This is a genomic window from Alteromonas sp. HB246098, assembly GCF_054890645.1.
The window spans coordinates 1,102,908-1,120,729 of record NZ_JBTZUG010000001.1 but is presented as its reverse complement, the minus strand read 5'-3'; the positions used below and the strand labels follow the sequence as shown (position 1 = coordinate 1,120,729).

General features: G+C 45.3%; 18 protein-coding genes. All 18 read left to right on the top strand.

Annotated features, from left to right (window positions below):
- Window positions 1-1,041: a flagellar motor switch protein FliG gene (fliG, locus tag ACYTPF_RS04825; RefSeq protein WP_025254367.1), complete on the top strand. Its 1,041-nt coding sequence runs from the start codon at window positions 1-3 to the stop codon at window positions 1,039-1,041.
- 103 nt (window positions 1,042-1,144) lie between these two features.
- The gene (fliH, locus tag ACYTPF_RS04820) at window positions 1,145-1,927 is read left to right on the top strand and encodes a flagellar assembly protein FliH (protein WP_179982659.1); all 783 of its coding nucleotides are present in this window, start codon (window positions 1,145-1,147) and stop codon (window positions 1,925-1,927) included.
- Window positions 1,920-3,254 (top strand): flagellar protein export ATPase FliI, encoded by a 1,335-nt coding sequence (gene fliI / locus ACYTPF_RS04815; protein ID WP_461851376.1) that lies wholly within the window; start codon window positions 1,920-1,922, stop codon window positions 3,252-3,254. The genes fliH and fliI overlap by 8 nt, the downstream gene beginning before the upstream one ends.
- 72 nt (window positions 3,255-3,326) lie before the next feature.
- Window positions 3,327-3,773, top strand: coding sequence for a flagellar export protein FliJ (gene fliJ / locus ACYTPF_RS04810; RefSeq protein WP_461851375.1), 447 nt, complete (start codon window positions 3,327-3,329; stop codon window positions 3,771-3,773).
- 350 nt (window positions 3,774-4,123) lie between these two features.
- Complete coding sequence (locus tag ACYTPF_RS04805) at window positions 4,124-6,373, top strand: flagellar hook-length control protein FliK (protein WP_461851374.1); 2,250 nt, start codon at window positions 4,124-4,126, stop codon at window positions 6,371-6,373.
- Between the two features lie 227 nt (window positions 6,374-6,600).
- Entirely contained in the window at window positions 6,601-7,140 is a 540-nt protein-coding gene (fliL, locus tag ACYTPF_RS04800) for a flagellar basal body-associated protein FliL (RefSeq protein WP_461851373.1), read from the top strand.
- 27 nt (window positions 7,141-7,167) lie between these two features.
- Entirely contained in the window at window positions 7,168-8,226 is a 1,059-nt protein-coding gene (gene fliM / locus ACYTPF_RS04795; RefSeq protein ID WP_179982662.1) for a flagellar motor switch protein FliM, read from the top strand.
- 17 nt (window positions 8,227-8,243) lie between these two features.
- Window positions 8,244-8,651 carry a flagellar motor switch protein FliN gene (fliN, locus tag ACYTPF_RS04790; RefSeq protein ID WP_014948639.1) on the top strand — a complete coding sequence of 136 codons (408 nt, stop codon included), beginning with the start codon at window positions 8,244-8,246 and terminating at the stop codon, window positions 8,649-8,651.
- Window positions 8,652-8,679: 28 nt separating this feature from the next.
- Window positions 8,680-9,129, top strand: a complete 450-nt coding sequence (gene fliO, locus ACYTPF_RS04785) for a flagellar biosynthetic protein FliO (protein WP_461851372.1) — start codon at window positions 8,680-8,682, stop codon at window positions 9,127-9,129.
- On the top strand, window positions 9,122-9,877 hold the full coding sequence (gene fliP, locus ACYTPF_RS04780; protein ID WP_179982664.1) for a flagellar type III secretion system pore protein FliP: 756 nt from the start codon (window positions 9,122-9,124) through the stop codon (window positions 9,875-9,877). The genes fliO and fliP overlap by 8 nt, the downstream gene beginning before the upstream one ends.
- Window positions 9,878-9,885: 8 nt before the next feature.
- Window positions 9,886-10,155, top strand: a complete 270-nt coding sequence (fliQ, locus tag ACYTPF_RS04775) for a flagellar biosynthesis protein FliQ (RefSeq protein WP_012517675.1) — start codon at window positions 9,886-9,888, stop codon at window positions 10,153-10,155.
- A gap of 12 nt (window positions 10,156-10,167) precedes the next feature.
- Window positions 10,168-10,947, top strand: coding sequence for a flagellar biosynthetic protein FliR (gene fliR, locus ACYTPF_RS04770; protein ID WP_179982665.1), 780 nt, complete (start codon window positions 10,168-10,170; stop codon window positions 10,945-10,947).
- 6 nt (window positions 10,948-10,953) lie between these two features.
- Window positions 10,954-12,078, top strand: a complete 1,125-nt coding sequence (flhB, locus tag ACYTPF_RS04765) for a flagellar biosynthesis protein FlhB (RefSeq protein WP_179982666.1) — start codon at window positions 10,954-10,956, stop codon at window positions 12,076-12,078.
- Between the two features lie 166 nt (window positions 12,079-12,244).
- Window positions 12,245-14,344 carry a flagellar biosynthesis protein FlhA gene (gene flhA / locus ACYTPF_RS04760; protein WP_179982667.1) on the top strand — a complete coding sequence of 700 codons (2,100 nt, stop codon included), beginning with the start codon at window positions 12,245-12,247 and terminating at the stop codon, window positions 14,342-14,344.
- Between the two features lie 29 nt (window positions 14,345-14,373).
- Window positions 14,374-15,783, top strand: coding sequence for a flagellar biosynthesis protein FlhF (gene flhF, locus ACYTPF_RS04755; protein ID WP_461851371.1), 1,410 nt, complete (start codon window positions 14,374-14,376; stop codon window positions 15,781-15,783).
- Between the two features lie 5 nt (window positions 15,784-15,788).
- The gene (locus ACYTPF_RS04750; RefSeq protein WP_118489983.1) at window positions 15,789-16,655 is read left to right on the top strand and encodes a MinD/ParA family protein; all 867 of its coding nucleotides are present in this window, start codon (window positions 15,789-15,791) and stop codon (window positions 16,653-16,655) included.
- Entirely contained in the window at window positions 16,652-17,383 is a 732-nt protein-coding gene (locus ACYTPF_RS04745; protein ID WP_118489982.1) for an RNA polymerase sigma factor FliA, read from the top strand. The genes ACYTPF_RS04750 and ACYTPF_RS04745 overlap by 4 nt, the downstream gene beginning before the upstream one ends.
- Before the next feature lie 36 nt (window positions 17,384-17,419).
- Window positions 17,420-17,803 carry a chemotaxis response regulator CheY gene (gene cheY / locus ACYTPF_RS04740; protein WP_025254383.1) on the top strand — a complete coding sequence of 128 codons (384 nt, stop codon included), beginning with the start codon at window positions 17,420-17,422 and terminating at the stop codon, window positions 17,801-17,803.
- Window positions 17,804-17,822: the final 19 nt, after the last annotated feature.

Sequence of the window (17,822 nt, the reverse complement as noted above, 5' to 3'; positions counted from 1 at the left end):
ATGGCTGAAGAACTTGCCAATGTTGAAGAACCGTCATACGACGTCAGTAAATTAGAAGGCGTAGAAAAAGCTGCCATCTTACTACTTAGCTTATCTGAAGAAGATGCGGCGCAGATATTAAAGCACCTTGAACCAAAACAAGTGCAGAAGCTGGGTTCTGAAATGGCGAAAGTGGACGATATGACGCAAACTAAAATTACGTCAGTTCACAAACATTTCATTGAAGAGATTCAGAACTACAGCACTATTGGCTTCCAGAGCCAAGACTTTGTTAAGCGAGCACTAACTGCAGCCTTAGGTGAAGACAAGGCGGCAAACCTTATCGATCAGATCCTAATGGGCAGTGGCGCAAAAGGTCTAGATTCACTGAAATGGATGGACTCTAAGCAGGTGGCGAGCATTATTCGCAACGAACACCCGCAGATCCAAACCATTGTACTGTCTTATCTAGAGCCTGAGCAAAGCGCTGAAATTTTGGCGCAATTCCCAGAAAAAGTACGACTTGATCTGTTGATGCGTATTGCGAATCTAGAAGAAGTTCAGCCAGCAGCATTGCAAGAACTAAACGAAATTATGGAGAAGCAGTTCGCTGGTCAAGCGGGAACGCAAGCGGCGAAAATGGGTGGCTTGAAGTCTGCAGCGAACATCATGAACTACTTGGATACCGCGATAGAAGGTCAGCTGATGGACGCTATTCGCGAACAAGACGAAGAGATGAGTCAGCAAATTCAGGATCTTATGTTTGTCTTCGACAATTTGGTCGATGTAGACGACAAAGGCATTCAGGCAATATTGCGCGAAGTGCAGCAAGATGCGCTGCTTAAGGCAATTAAAGGTGCTGACGAAGAGCTTAAGGATAAGATTATGCGCAATATGTCTAAGCGTGCTGCTGAAATGCTTGGCGATGACTTGGAAGCTCTCGGCCCTGTTCGTATCAGTGAAGTGGAAACTGCACAAAAAGAAATTCTTTCTGTTGCCCGTCGACTTTCTGACTCAGGTGAAATCATGCTTGGCGGCGGTGGCGGTGAAGAGTTCTTGTAAGCACTCTGATGCCCTTAGAGCTGTAGCTGAGGTAGAAACAAGTCTCGTAATAAAGAACTTTGTAATAAACAGCCTCGAAATAAAAAGTCTTTGGTAATAAAAAATGTCTGGTAATAAAAATTTCAGTGAAAACGAAATAAACGAAGCTAAAGCATGGGATCTACCGTTTGTCGATGATCCAAGGGCAGCTAGAAAAGACGAGACAACCAATGCACTGAATAAACGCTCAGATTGGAAGTATGAGCCCCCTGAAGTTGAAGAAGAAATCAAGCCTCCTACCGCTGAAGAGATAGAAGCTATTCGCCAGGCTGCCTATGATGAAGGTTTTCAGGAAGGCAAGGAAAAAGGTTTTGAAGAAGGTAAAGCTAAAGGTTTTGAAACTGGCTTGGCCGAAGGTAAGGAACAAGGTCATAACGAAGGTCTTGAGCAAGGCTTAGAAGAAGGTCGCCAGCAGATGGCTGAACAAGCCGAAGTGTGGCAAATGCTTGCTGAAAAATTCCACGACCCACTTTCTCAGGCTAACGATGAAACCCGTGACCAGCTGGTTAAACTTGCTGTAACACTTGCAAAAGCAGTTATTAAAACAGAGGTCAGCACTAACCAACAAGTGATACTTCAAGCGTTAAGTGAAGGCATTAAGGCGTTACCCATTAATCAAGCAGATTATCAAATTCACATGAACCCAGACGATATTGAATTGGTAAAAGCGCATTTCGGCGACGAAGAAATTGCTAAAAAAGGATGGAGTCTGGTTGAAGCCCCGGCGATGGAACGCGGAGGTTGCGATATTACCACTGCACAAAACGCCGTAGATGTGTCTATTGAGCGCCGGTGCCGTAACGTTATAGATAAATTTTTACTAAACCAAGGTTTGTCAGATGACTAGCCCTTGGCATTCGCATTTTGAATCCCTCACAAAACAGATCTCTTCTCCGCCGGTAGTCGCTGCCGGCAAGTTAGTTCGTGGTATCGGTTTAACTCTCGAAGCGGTGGGGTGTCAGCTACCCGTTGGCAGTCAATGTTTAGTACAGACCATTGAAGGTGAGATAGAAGCCGAAGTGGTTGGTTTTGGCGATGATATAACTTATTTAATGCCCACCGAAGCGGTACGCGGTATTGTACCCGGAAGTCGCGTGATGCCGTTAAACCGACAAAGTGGTTTACCGGTAGGTATGGGGCTTTTAGGGCGCGTGGTAGATGGTAATGGTCAGCCCCTTGACGGTTTAGGTGAAATAAATGCCGAAGCCCGCGCGCCAACAACTAGACCGCCAATGAACCCGCTTATCCGCCGTCCCATAAATACTCCGATGGATGTAGGCGTACGCGCCATTAACGCACTCAATACGGTGGGTGTAGGTCAGCGTATGGGGCTATTCGCAGGAAGTGGCGTGGGTAAAAGTGTGTTATTAGGCATGATGACCCGGGGCTGTGAAGCCGACGTGGTTGTTGTAGGGCTTGTCGGAGAGCGTGGCCGAGAAGTAAAAGAATTTATTCACGAAATCCTAACAGAAGAAGAACGCAAACGTGCGGTTGTAGTTGCTGCACCTGCTGATACTTCACCGCTTATGCGCTTAAAGGGCTGCGAAACTGCGGTAACTATTGCGGAATATTTTCGTGACAAAGGCATGAAAGTGCTGTTGCTTATTGATTCGTTAACCCGTTATGCCATGGCGCAGCGTGAAATTGCGCTGGCTGTGGGTGAGCCTCCAGCAACAAAAGGCTATCCGCCATCGGTCTTTGCTCGGCTACCTGCATTAGTTGAACGAGCTGGTAATGGCAGCGAGCGCCAAGGCTCTATTACGGCCTTTTATACGGTACTTACCGAAGGGGACGATTTGCAAGACCCCATAGCTGATGCTGCTCGTGCCATTTTGGATGGTCACGTGGTCTTATCAAGAGCCCTTGCCGATAGCGGTCATTACCCCGCAATTGATATTGAAGCGTCGATAAGCCGTGTAATGCCAATGGTGGTGAGTGAAGAGCATCAACTTATGGCTCGTCGCATTCGCCAGGTTTACTCCAACTACAAACAAAACCAAGACCTTATTTCTATTGGTGCTTATGCCAAAGGGTCAGACCCACGTATTGATTTAGCGATTCGTGCAGAGCCTGCAATCAACGCTTTGTTACAGCAAGGAATGAAGCAAGTCATTCCTTACGATGAAAGTTTGGAAGGCATGGCTGCCCTAGCCAAAGGGTTGGGACAAGGATAATGTCTTTTTCAGTAGCGGGTGCATGGGCTTTAACGAACAGTCAACTAGGCTCCGTGAGTAAGGAAGCCAAAAATGTCTAAACAACTAGAGCGCCTAGCCGAGTTTGAGCAAGAAAAAGAGCAGCGAGAAGCCCGGTATTATCAGCAGGCTCAGCAAAACGTTAATCAGCAAAAGCAAAAACTAACTAGCCTTGAGCAGTACCGTATTGATTATATCAAAGGTATCCAACAAACAGGTCAAGCCGGCGTTACGGCGACTTATTATCAACAACACCTATCTTTTGTCGGAAAATTAGATAAAGCGTGTGAGCAACAGATGCAAGTGATTGCTCGTGCACAAATGGCAGCGGACCAGCGCAAGCAAATATGGCTAAAGCAGCAGCAGAAAGTTAAAGCTGTTACCTTGTTGCTTGATAAGAAGAAGTTGGCTGAACAGAAAAAAGAAGCTAAAGCCGAGCAGGCCATGATGGATGAATTTGCCACACAACGATTTTTCAGAGCTAAGCGCTCTCCTTTCTAATAAATAGTATGTTCTCAAGCCACTTTGGCTCAACCCTTGCAAAATCAATATGAAATGTAACAGCGCGCTTTAGTTTTAATGCAATGGTTATTACGCTCTAACAGTGTTTGTTTGAAGTTCTACACTTATTACAAAGTAAGAAATTCAACGATAGCGAGCATAAAACCTAATGCCAAACGATAGCCATAAAGGCTATCTGAGTAGAGCTAAGTGATTGAAATTTAGATAAGCGTTTGTGGGTTTGCGATTTACTTCTCTCGGTCTGTTTAAAAATAACGCCCAGTGATTGATTCGCATCACATTAGGTCTTCTTGGTGAAAGACGAGATAAATGTAGGACGGTAGGACAATATGCAACAAGTTGCCGCACATAAAACAGACATTGCCGCATTACCTTTCTCTGCTTCTAGCACAGCTAAAGCGGTTGAAACAGGTATTGGTACGCAACAGCAAGCGAATAGCGAAAACAACCAAGCATTTAATCGACTTTATCAGGAAGCAAAATCGAGCAAATCAGATTTTGTTTTAAATGACAAAGATGCAATACGCGCTCAGTCCGGGGAGACAACCCGTTCGGCAGGCTCATCTGCTAACAATTCAGTTTCTGATGAAACAGTGAAGAAGGGTAAAGACCGCGATGCCGGACATACTAATCTTCCTGTTGAAAAGAAAGTAACAGACAATCCTGCAGAGTCAGCGCCAGGTACAAAAGAAGAAAACGCTGCCTTTGCTCGAAAAGAGACAGAAGCACAGCTCAACTCGGGCGATAAAGAAAAGGCCAGTTTGACGGTAGATGACACTGAAGGTGGTGTTGAACAAAAAGGCGTAACCGAAGCAGAGTTTGTTATTGGAGAAGGCGGCAAAAAAGATGCTGAGGCAGGCGTTATTACCACACCTGGTAGGCCTGATGGAAAGCCGGATAAGGCTTATGAAGAGCCCGACTGGATTGCCTATGTTGAAACCCTAGCCGAACGCTTTGGTAAGACTGATAACAAAGAGCAAACTAACAACAGAACAACCAATGGTATTTCTGAGTTTTCAGATGAGACGGTTAATGTTCTTTCTGTAAAAGAAAACGGAAAGCTTTGGAAGATCCCAGACGGTGTAGATGCCAGCGACGCACCCTCGGAAATGGCGCATTTACTTTCTCAGCTTAATAGTGGCAGCAGTGAGGGGGAAATCGCTATCGAATCCCTTTCTACCGAAGCACAACAAACACTGAGTGCTTTGACCGCACTATTGCTTGACGCTGAAAGCGAACAAAGTGGTGCTAACGGCAAAGCAAACGCTGAGCTGTCACAAATCCTCGCCAACGATAAATTAGATTCAAATGCCAGTGAACTTTCTGCACTAATTGCACAACTCATGCAGCAAAAAGAAAGCGATATCGATGCAGATCAAAGTGTAAGCAATACAGATGAGGAAACGCTGACAAATAGTATAAACGCATCAGATGAATCTCTTGTGTTGAGTCTGTTATCTGATGAGCTCAAAGCGATGCAACAATTATCTTCAGATGAAGCCAGCTCTCAGTTAGAAGCATTGTATTCTGACGCAACCATTGACATAGCCGCTGAAGTAGCCATTGGCGGAGCTGTCTTAGAAAATGGTGATGTAAATACTAACGGTGCAGACAAAAATAAGGTAACTGACACAGCGTCAGTAATGAATACTCAGAGTACGTTATCTCAAAATAATAGTTTTGAAATGACCGATGATTCACAAAGTGACTTATTAAATGCATTAAGTGAACTGTCCCCACAGACTTCTCAAAAAGCTACCGAGGCATTTGCTGAACGTGTAGTTACAGTAATGCCAAGTGGTGCCCAACAACAAGCTGTGAAGGCAAATATCATTGCTGGTATTAATGAATTTCAGCAACAAGTTCAGCAAGGTAGAGAGCCTGGTATTGATTTGACGGCTATTGTGAGTGATGCCGCCAACGAGGCAGCAGTAAATACCGAAGTAATTGCTTCAATGACTGCAAGGGTCGATAGCCAGGCGAGTCAGTTCCTTAACTTGATGACGCAAACACAGGCCAGCGCCCAACAAGCTTTCGCAAGTATGGTAGGTCAAACCGATACGGTAATACAAGAAAACACCCAGCTTCGCGCTGAAGCGTCAAAATCTCAGCAGCAGTTTGAAGGCTTTGATAAGGCGGTCAACATTCATAAGCCAGAGGGCCAGCAGCAGCTAAATGAAAAAATTCGCTGGATGGTGAACGCGCGCAACACCATGGCTGAAATACGACTCGATCCCCCGGAAATGGGCAGCATGCAAGTTAGGGTAAATGTTGCAGGTGACGCAGCAAGCGTAAGCTTTGTTGTTCAATCTCAACAAGCAAAGGAAGCGCTAGCCGATGCCATGCCTAAATTAAGAGATATGCTTTCTGAACAAGGCATTGAGTTAGGTGATGCTGAAGTAAGAAAAGATAATTCTTCGGGTAACGAAAATGGCCAGCAACTTGCAAACGATAATAGCAGAGGAAATGGCACCGAAAACCGTGGAGAAAATGACGGTTTAGACGATATGGGCGAAACGCGGATTATCGAGCAATCAGTGACGCGGGCAGCCAAGGGTGGGATTGATTTCTACGCTTAAAATTAAGCAAAACTATTATCAATAGGTAGCATGGTGAGATTATTTTAAGACTGCTATGTTTGATGTATTCAATTGAATACGATTAAACAGGTCGATGTAGCGCCGCTCAATAGCAATTGATGGCTGCTGTTACCGTATCAAGTAGATGTAGATACAAATAATGGCATTGCCATTTGCGATGGAACATTGATAATACGTTTTTTCTTAATATTACTGATGAGTTACACATGGCTGATGAAGAGTTACAGGTAGAAGAAGGCGGTAAAAAGAAAGGCAAAATGATGTTGATCATCATTATAGCTGTGGTTCTTGTAGGTGGTGGAGCTGCCGCTTATTTCTTACTGTTTGCAGGAGGCGATGAACCTGCGGCCGAACAACTGGCTGAAGCCGATGCTGCGGCGGCCGCTGAGAGTGCACCGGCAGCGAGTTCGGGTAATGCTGAAATAGGTACGGCGCTCTACGTTGCTATGCCAAGACCCTTCGTCTTCAATGTGCCCGGATCAGGACGAGACAGACTCGTCCAAATTAAAGTACAGCTATTAGTACGTGGTTCAGATAACGAAGAATTAGCAAAAACGCATATACCGCTTATTGAAGGTACGCTTTTGCAAGCCTTTAGTACGTCAAATGCAGACGATCTTGTCACAGAGGCAGGTAAAATTGAGCTTCGTGAGCAAGCGGTAACTGAAGTACAAAAAGCATTGAAAGACATTACGGGCAGCGATGTTGTAGAGCGCGTATTGTTTACAGGTTTTGTCATGCAGTAATGCATCGACTAAGTAAGGTAGAAGACGGTGAGTGATTTATTATCTCAAGATGAAATCGATGCCCTGTTACACGGGGTAGATGATGTAGAAGAGGAAGAGGTCGGCAGTAGCGACTCTGATGCTTCTACGCTCGAGTACGACTTCTCCTCGCAAGATAGAATTGTGCGTGGGCGTATGCCTACGCTCGAAATTGTGAATGAACGTTTTGCCCGTCACATGCGTGTAAGTTTGTTTAACATGATGCGACGTTCAGCTGAAGTATCGATTAACGGTATTCAGATGATTAAGTTTGGCGAATATATTCATACGTTGTTCGTTCCAACGAGTCTGAACATGGTGCGTTTCCGCCCACTTAAAGGCACGGGGCTTATCACTATGGAAGCCCGTTTGGTATTTATTCTGGTAGACAACTTCTTTGGTGGCGATGGTCGCTATCATGCGAAAATCGAAGGCCGTGAATTCACGCCCACGGAACGTCGTATTATTCAGATGCTGCTTAAAATAATCTTTGAAGATTATAAAGAAGCCTGGGCACCGGTCATGGATGTGTCGTTTGAATATTTGGACTCAGAAGTAAACCCTGCGATGGCGAACATTGTGAGCCCGACCGAGGTGGTGGTCATCAGCTCGTTCCATATCGAACTAGATGGCGGCGGTGGCGACTTCCACGTGTCATTGCCATACTCAATGTTAGAGCCTATTCGCGAACTCCTAGATGCAGGTGTTCAAAGCGATAAAGAAGATACGGACTTACGTTGGAGTAAGGCACTTCGCGATGAAATTATGGATGTGAAAGTAGCATTAACTACGCATATGTTAGATGTTGATGTACCACTTCGCGATGTGATGGAGTTTAAGCCTGGCGATATCATTCCTGTGGAAATGCCGGAAACCATCACAGTATTAATTGAAGATTTACCGACTTTCAGAGCTAAATTAGGTCGCAGCCGCGATAACTTGGCGCTGAAAATAGTAGAGAAAATTGCAAGACCGACTTCAGTGAAGTCTGAGCTACAGTTATTAACCCGCGGTGGGCGCATTATTGATAATGACGCAGAACTGCAAGTACTCGAAGAAGACCTGTAAGGTAGAGGGGAGTTCCCATGAGTGAAGACGGTATGGACGATTGGGCAGCGGCGATGGCCGAGCAAGCCGAATCTGAAGCGGAACAAGAGGCTGGCGATAACGAAGACGTACAAGTTGCCGAACTTGACGAATTAACTGACGACGCGCCTATCACGCAAGAAGAAAAGAAAAAGCTAGATACTATTCTAGATATTCCAGTGACTATTTCGATGGAAGTCGGCCGTAGTCAAATAAGTATCCGAAATCTGCTACAGTTGAACCAGGGTTCTGTGGTGGAGCTGGATCGTGTTGCCGGTGAGCCACTAGATGTATTAGTTAATGGCACGTTGATTGCTCATGGTGAAGTAGTAGTGGTCAACGACAAATTCGGTATTCGATTAACGGATGTTATTAGTCAAATTGAGAGAATCAAGAAGCTCAGATAAAACTTCTTATAAACTAAGGGGTTGCGCAATGCTGCCCCTTTTAATCTGTGAATTGGCCTTTGCGCAGTCAACCCAGTCAATCACCAATCCCACGTCGATACTGTCAATTTTCCTTTCTTTACTTGTCGTTGTTGGCGTCATTTTCGCTCTCGCTTATGTGATGCGTCGATTTAATGTCACTGCGATGGGTGGAAATCAAATGAAAGTGGCCGCCAGCATGGTTGTTGGCACAAAAGAAAAAATAATGGTAATTCAGGTGGGCGATGAGCAGCACCTTATTGGTGTTACTAGCCACAATATTTCACATCTAAGCAAGTTAGACAAAAACCTTGATGTGCCTGTGAAAGGATTAAACAAAGCCACAGGCGAGCAACAAAATGGAGCTGAGGTGTTTAAACAAAAGCTTGTTGCTGCGATGGCGGGGAAGCTTAACCCCAGCTTAGAAAAAGAAAAAAAGGAAGAGTCGAAAGATGCGTAAGTTTGCCTGGCTACTTTTAACCCTACCGTTATTGCTGCTCGTGGAGCCTGCTTATGCTCAGCAGGGGATTTCTGCAGTGACGGTTACGACCAATCAAGATGGTTCGCAAGATTACACTATGACGCTTCAAGCGCTGTTTATTATGACAGCGTTAAGCCTTATCCCTGCGTTTATCATGATGATGACATCGTTTACGCGTATCATCGTGGTACTGTCTATTCTGCGACAGGCAATTGGCCTTCAACAATCACCTTCGAACCAGATATTAATTGGCGTAAGTTTGTTTTTATCTATGTTCATTATGGCGCCGGTATTTGAAGAGGTGAACGAGCGCGCCTTGCAGCCCTATCTTAACGAGCAACTCACCAGCCTAGATGCCCTAGAACAAGCCAAAGGGCCCATGCGCGCGTTTATGCTTTCTCAAACACGGGTAAAGGACTTAGAAACGTTTGTACGAATAGCCGGAGACGAAGGAAAATACGCTGATACCAATGAAGTACCGCTAACCATCCTTATCCCCGCATTTGTAACCAGTGAACTTAAAACGGCGTTTCAAATCGGTTTTATGCTATTTATTCCCTTTCTTATTATTGACTTGGTGGTAGCGTCTATATTGATGGCCATGGGTATGATGATGCTCTCGCCTATGATTGTATCTTTGCCGTTTAAGCTCATGCTTTTTGTATTGGTCGATGGCTGGAACCTTATTTTCGGAACGTTGGCGACCAGTTTTGGTATGGGCGTCTAGGAGGGCTTATGTCACCAGAAGTCTTTGTAGAAATACTGCGAGAAGCCATGTTCATGGTTATTGTCTTGGTGTCCGCGGTGATTGTTCCAAGCCTCATCGTGGGCTTAGTAGTGGCTGTATTCCAGGCTGCTACCAGTATCAACGAACAAACCATGAGTTTCTTACCGCGCTTGCTTGTCACGCTTCTCGCACTGAGCTGGGGAGGAAACTGGCTGGTACAACAGCTTATGGATTTTACTTTCAGAATGGTTGATATGATCCCTCAGGTTGTGGGATAGAAGGCTAAAGCTGTGGAAGTAGAACTCGCCACCATCAATCAATTTCTTGCGGACATGCTGCTGCCCTTTATGCGCATTAGCGGCTTGTTCGTAGCCATGATTGGCTTGAGTGCTAAATCCATTCCGCCGCAGGTAAGAGCCTTGTTGGGTATAATGCTCACGCTCATTATAATGCCGGTAGTGCCCCCGTCACCCATAGAAAATTTGGTGGATGTGGGCACATTTTTAATCGTTATTCAGCAGTTGCTTATTGGTATTGCTATTGGATTTATTTCAATGATGGTGCTCAATACCTTCGTGCTTGCAGGCCAAATCATAGCCATGCAAACCGGTTTGGGGTTCGCGTCTATTGTTGACCCCGTAAACGGTATAAACGTACCTGCGGTTGGTCAGTTTTATCTAATATTGGCGACCTTATTGTTTTGGACGTTGGATGGACATTTGTCCATGATCCAAATGATAGTAATGAGCTTCGAGGCGTTTCCCATCGGCGAAGCATGGTGGACAGGTGAACAGTTCCGAGATATTGCCCATTGGGGCGGTTGGATGTTTATATCCGCAGTAACCTTATCTCTAGCGCCCATTGTGTCACTACTTATTGTGAATTTAGCGTTTGGTGTAATGACCAAGGCTGCACCCCAGCTAAACATTTTTAGTATTGGCTTTTCTATTGCTCAGGTAATGGGATTACTGATTATTTGGATAACACTTGATAACTTTACTGCGCACTTTGAAACCCAATGGTTTAGAGCCGAACAGTTTATGTGTGAACTATTGAATATTTGTTCGTAGGAAAACATGGCAGATTCAAGCGAAAAAACAGAAGACCCCACGGGGAAAAAACTCGAAGATGCCCGAAAAAAAGGGCAGCTGGCCCGTTCCCGTGAACTATCTACAACTTTAGTGCTTATTGTCAGCGCCTTTATGTTTTTATTTGTGGGTGAATGGGTTGCTGAATCTGTTTTCAAGCTTACCCAGCGAATGTTTATTCTCTCTCGCGACGAAACTTATGATACTACCCACATGTTCGGCGCTTGGGGCGAAGCTTTCTCGGCGGTAGGTCCAGCCGTGTTGCTTTATATGGTGGTTGCCATGATAGCCGGCATCTATGGCTCTATTGCACTTGGTGGTTTTAATTTTACCTGGGAAGGTGCAAAGCCTAAGGGCTCCAAAATGAGTCCAATTCAAGGCTTCAAGCGAATGTTCGGTATGAACGGCTTGGTTGAGCTATTAAAATCTATCGCTAAAGTTGTGGTTATCATCAGTATGGCCATAGGGGCGCTGTTGTTCTTCGAAGATGAAGCGCTGCATTTAGATATGGAGCTCTATCCGGGCAACCTGTTTCACGCTATGGACATACTTAAATGGGCATTTCTCATTCTAGTATGTGGCATGATCCCCATCGCGCTCATCGATGTGCCTTATCAAATGTATAAGCACAACAAAGAAATGAAAATGACCAAGCAAGAGGTTAAAGACGAGCGCAAAAATGCAGAGGGCGACCCTATGGTTAAAGGCCGTATTCGCCGTTTGCAGTATCAAGCAGCAACCAAGCGCATGATGCAGGAAGTACCTCAGGCAGACGTGGTAGTAACCAACCCGACTCACTTTTCAGTAGCGATTAAGTATGATGAACAGGGCGTAAGAGCACCTGTTGTGGTGGCAAAAGGGGCTGATGAATTGGCCATGCATATCAGAAAAATTGCTACCGCCAATGACGTACCCTTAATACCTTCTCCTGTACTTGCTCGTGCTATCTTTTATTCGACAGAAGTCGACGATGAAATCCCCAACGCCTTATTTATGGCGGTAGCGCAGGTGCTAGCACACGTCTATCAGCTTAAAGCACATAGGGCAGGAAAGGGTAAGCGTCCTAAACCACTTAAACGAGATTTGCCTATTCCTCCAGAATACCGTCGCTAAGTGACTATTTTACTGCGGTTTTTTTTGGCCTTTTTATACTTGTCGCATACTTTTGGGGTCTATTGGTATATGTAAATGCCGCTTTGTATAAAGCTGGCACGTTAGTTGAAAACTCTATTGAAGATTTACATAAAGCGTCAATTTTCTGATAGAGAGACACCCAGCCATGCAGTTATCCGGTTATCTTCAGCGATTCGATAAAAATCAGCTGCAAAATTTTACCAGTGGTTTAGGCGCGCCTATTGTCCTTTTGGCAATCATGGGAATGGTAATACTACCCATGCCGCCGTTTTTACTCGACGTATTGTTTAGCTTTAATATTGCGCTCTCTCTCGTCATCATTTTGGTGGCGGTACTCACTCAACGGCCTGTAGATTTTGGTATTTTCCCACTTGTGCTCCTAATTGCGACAGTTCTGCGTCTGGCACTAAACGTTGCATCTACGCGGGTTGTATTACTTTACGGTCACGAAGGGGGAGATGCAGCAGGGAAGGTGATTGAAGCCTTCGGTGCGGTTGTTATCGGCGGTAACTATGCTGTGGGTATTGTTGTCTTCGCTATCCTTCTTATTATTAACTTCAAGGTAGTAACCGCAGGTGCGGGACGTATTTCAGAAGTAAGTGCTCGCTTTACCTTGGATGCTATGCCAGGTAAGCAAATGGCAATTGACGCTGATCTGAACGCAGGCTATATCGATCAAGACCAAGCGCGTCAGCGTCGCGAAGAAATAACCGCAGAGGCTGACTTTTACGGGTCGATGGACGGTGCATCGAAGTTTGTAAAAGGTGATGCGGTTGCCGGTCTTTTTATCATGCTTATCAATATCGTTGGCGGGTTATTTATAGGCATGATTCAGCACGATCTCTCATTTGGAAATGCCATAGAGATCTACACCATCTTGACAATTGGTGATGGTTTGGTGGCGCAGATACCTTCATTACTACTTTCGGTAGCAACGGCGATTATCGTTACTCGTGAAAACGAAACCCAGGAAATGGGTAAAGAAATCCGTGGCCAGCTAGGCAATAATCAAGCGCTTTATATTGCATCAGGCGTGCTTTTTGTCATGGGTATCATCCCGGGTATGCCTCATATCGCATTCTTGGGTTTTTCATTTTTGATTGCAGGGTTTGCATATTGGCAGACAGTTCAAGCTAAGAAGAAAGCTGCAGAACCTCAATTACCAGAGAACATTGCAAAAGACGAAACTGTTGCACCTGAAGTTAAAGAGCTGGGATGGGACGACGTTCAGCAGGTGGATACCATTGGTTTAGAAGTGGGCTATCGCTTAATTCCTCTTGTTGATAAATCTCAAGGTGGCGAGTTGTTGACACGAATTAAAGGCGTGCGTAAAAAACTTTCCCAAGAACTCGGCTTCCTTATTCCACCTGTTCATATACGCGACAACTTAGACTTAGAGCCTAACACTTACACCATCGCTATGCTCGGCGTCACTATTGGCGATTCCGTTATAAGTCACGACGAAGAACTTGCCATTAACCCCGGACAAGTGTTCGGAAAACTAGAAGGGCGCGCTACTAAAGACCCTGCTTTCGGGTTAGATGCGGTGTGGATTAAGCCTAATAAGCGCGAGCACGCGCAAACTCTTGGATACACGGTTGTTGATGCCGCCACTGTTGTTGCGACTCATCTTAGTCAGTTACTTTCCAATAACGCCTATCAGTTACTTGGGCATGAAGAAGCGCAGCAGCTTTTAGATATGCTCGCCAAACAGCACCCTAAATTAGTTGAAGGTTTAGTACCCGATATTCTGCCGCTTAGTACAGTTGTGAAAGTGCTGCAAACCTTGCTATTTGAAGGTGTGCCTATTCGCGATATGCGCACCATTGTTCAGACTCTTAGTGAATACGGTACACGAAGCCAAGACCCAGATGTACTGGTGTCTGCAGTGCGTATAGCACTCAAGCGTCTAATCGTTCAAGAAATTACCCAAGGGGCGAAAGAGATACCTGTCATAACCTTGGCGCCAGAGTTGGAACAGATGTTGCACCAGTCCCTTCAAGCAGGTGGTGAAGACGGTGCTGGTATCGAACCAGGTCTGGCAGACAAGCTGCAAAAATCATTGCAGCAAGCCAGTCAGCAGCAAGAGTTAGAAGGAGAACCTGCAGTACTCCTTACCTCAGGCATGCTACGACCCGTTCTGTCTCGCTTCTTAAAGTATTCTGTTGTTGGGCTGCATGTTCTTTCATACCAAGAAGTGCCTGACGACAAACAAATAAAAATAGTCAGTTCGGTCGGTCAATAATCTGACACTGGGTGATTGGAGAGGTTGCAATGAAAATTAGACGTTTCTTCGGCAAAGATATGCGTGAGGCGCTAAGCCAAGTTAAAGCTGAGTTGGGCAGTGATGCTGTGATCATGTCAAATCGCAAAGTCGCTGACGGCATCGAGCTTGTAGCAGCCTACGACAAAGAGCCTGAAGCTAAGCTTTTCACGCCTAAGGCGGCACCACAAGCCGCGGCAAAAACACCTGGCCAAAAGGCTGTGCCTAGCTTAAGTGAAATTATTGGCGATGACGGTCCTGACAGCTTAAAAGCGTTGCTGGAAAAGCAGCATGGTGGAAACCCAGTTGCAAGCAGTTCTGCACAACCAACACAGCCAATGTCAGCGAACGCTAAGCACGCCAACGAAATTGCCTCTCACTTAGATTTTTCAGAAGCGTTTATCGACGACCTTGGAACACAATCGCCAGCTCAAGATGTTGTCGAGCAAGAGACTTTTCCTGAGCACCAAGCGTCAAGTATCGGTGAAACACCTGTATCCCAGTCAGCTGAACTAGCTCAAATCAAAGAAGAGTTAGCTTCACTTCGCGACGTATTGCAGTATCAAGTTGCTGACTTAATGGAAGCGAAGAACAAGCGTCAAAAACCTGTTCATCAATATCTGGTCACGCGATTAACTGATATGGGGCTGAGTAGTGCACTAGCAACACAGCTGATTAGCTATACACCGGCTCATTACAACGAACGTGACGCGTGGGTATATCTTCTTAACCTATTGGCTAATCGCATAAATGTTACCGGAAACGATATACTTAGCTCACAAGGTGCCGTTGCATTAGTTGGGCCTACTGGTACAGGTAAAACAACCACAGTTGCAAAGTTGGCCGCCCGCTACGCGCAGAAATATGGTGCAGAGTCGGTGGCTATGATTACTATTGATACGTATAGAATTGCAGCCTATGAGCAACTAGCGACATACGGAAAAATTATTGGCTGTACTGTGCGAAAAGCGCAAACTAGTGAAGAACTTGCAGATTTATTGTTCCAACTTCGTCATAAGCGACTAGTATTGATTGATACAGCAGGTTTTAGTCAGCGTGATAGTCGATTAATTAAGCAAATTAAGCAGTTCGACAATGGCCAAATGCCAAAAGTTAAAAAATATTTGGTAGCGCAAGCCAATACGCAATATCCGGCTTTGCAGAGAATCATTCAAGCCTATGACGATATTGAACTAAGTGGCTGTATTTTCACAAAGTTAGATGAGTGCTACTCTTTAGGAGAGGTACTTAGTGCAGCGGTTGAATACCAACTACCGGTTAGTTATGTCACCGATGGTCAAAAAGTGCCTGAAGACATTAAGATTGCAGAAGCGAAATCTTTGGTTTCCGCTGCTGCAAAGCTTTATAAAAAGTACGGTTTGAATCATACTAGTGGTAACAACGCAATTAAAACAGCATAAGCAGTATGATTGACGATCAAGCGAGTAGCTTAAGAAAAATGAAGCAATCACGGTTAATCAAAGTAATCGCCGTCACTGGTGGTAAAGGTGGCGTAGGTAAAACAAACATTACACTTAACACTGCTATCGCCATGGCGAAGCAGGGCAAGCGGGTAATGGTTCTTGACGCGGACCTTGGTCTTGCAAACGTAGATGTGATGTTAGGCCTGCGAGTTGAGAAAAACTTATCTCACGTACTCTCTGGCGAGTGCACGTTGGACGAGGTTTTAGTAACCGGCCCACACGGTATTAAGATTGCTCCCGCCACATCTGGTACGCAGTCAATGGCGGAACTCTCACCCACACAGCACGCTGGCTTAATAAGAGCGTTTAGCGAGCTGCGTTCTCAAATAGACGTATTAATAGTCGACACCGCTGCTGGCATTTCAGATATGGTATTAAGCTTTTCTAAAGCCTCCCAAGATATCATGGTGGTGGTTTGCGATGAGCCAACATCACTAACTGATGCGTATGCGCTGATAAAAATCCTTAACCGTGAGCACGGTGTTTTTCGCTTTAAAGTTGTGGCCAATATGGTTCGCGATGTGCGAGAAGGTCAGGAATTATTTAGCAAATTAAGTAAAGTGACAGGGCGTTTTCTTGATGTTGCACTAGAATTAGTGGCGACGGTGCCATTTGACGAAAATATTCGCAAAGCAGTGCGTAAGCAAACAGCTATTGTAGATGCTTTTCCGGGCTCTCCTGCAGCCGTAGCGATAACCAAGCTAGCAAACAGGGCGCTTACTTGGCCTATTCCGGCGCAGCCTGGTGGCCACTTAGAATTTTTCATTGAACAATTAGTTGCAGAAAAAGCCGTAGGAAGTCAACGTTGAACAGCAAGGCAGCCGCTTATCAACAGCAAACAGATAAATCGCAGTTAGTCGAAAGACATGCGCCTCTGGTTAAGCGTATTGCGCACCATTTGATGGCGCGCCTGCCTGCGAGTGTTCTTGTTGATGACCTTATCCAATCAGGCATGATTGGTTTGTTAGAGGCCGCTCGAAACTTTGATGGGTCAAAAGGCGCAAGCTTCGAAACCTTCGCAGGTATCCGCATTCGCGGTGCCATGCTGGATGAAATACGCAAAGGTGATTGGACGCCACGTTCTGTTCACCGAAATGGTCGCGCAATAACAGAAGCGATATCTCAGGTAGAAAGTGAAACTGGGCGCGACGCACGAGATTCCGATATTGCTGACAAGCTTAATGTGAGCTTGCAGGATTATCACCAGATGCTCAATGAAGTAAATGCCGGGAAGCTGGTGGGCATTGAAGATTTAGGTGTGTCGGAAGATGTGATCACTACCGAGCAAAGTCGAGGCAGTGATGCACCGTTAGAAGATTTAATGCAGGGCGCATTTCAAAAAGCGCTGGCCCATGCAATAACGACATTACCCGAGCGAGAAGCGATTGTTCTTTCACTTTACTATGATGAAGAACTAAACTTAAGAGAAATAGGCGAGGTTCTCGACGTAAGTGAGTCGAGAGTCAGTCAAATTCATAGTCAAGCCATGTTAAAACTCAAATCACGAATGAAGTCGTGGCAAGCTGACGAAGAATAGAAATTAAAAACAATTAACCCCTCAGTGGAGGCTATTTTGGACAAAAGCATGAAAATTCTCGTGGTCGATGACTTTTCAACCATGAGACGAATCATCAAAAACCTGCTTAAAGATTTGGGTTTTGCCAATATCCAGGAAGCGGATGACGGAAGCACCGCATTACCTATGTTACAACAAGGCGATTTCGACTTTGTTGTTACTGATTGGAACATGCCTGGTATGCAGGGTATAGATCTGCTCCGAGCAATTAGAGCCGATGACAAACTTAAGCATCTGCCAGTACTTATGGTGACCGCCGAAGCGAAGAAGGAACAGATCGTTGCTGCCGCCCAAGCGGGTGTAAATGGTTACGTTGTTAAACCTTTTACCGCGGCAACGCTTAAAGAAAAATTAGATAAAATATTCGAACGTTTAGGTTGATCCAGACGCTCACCAGATA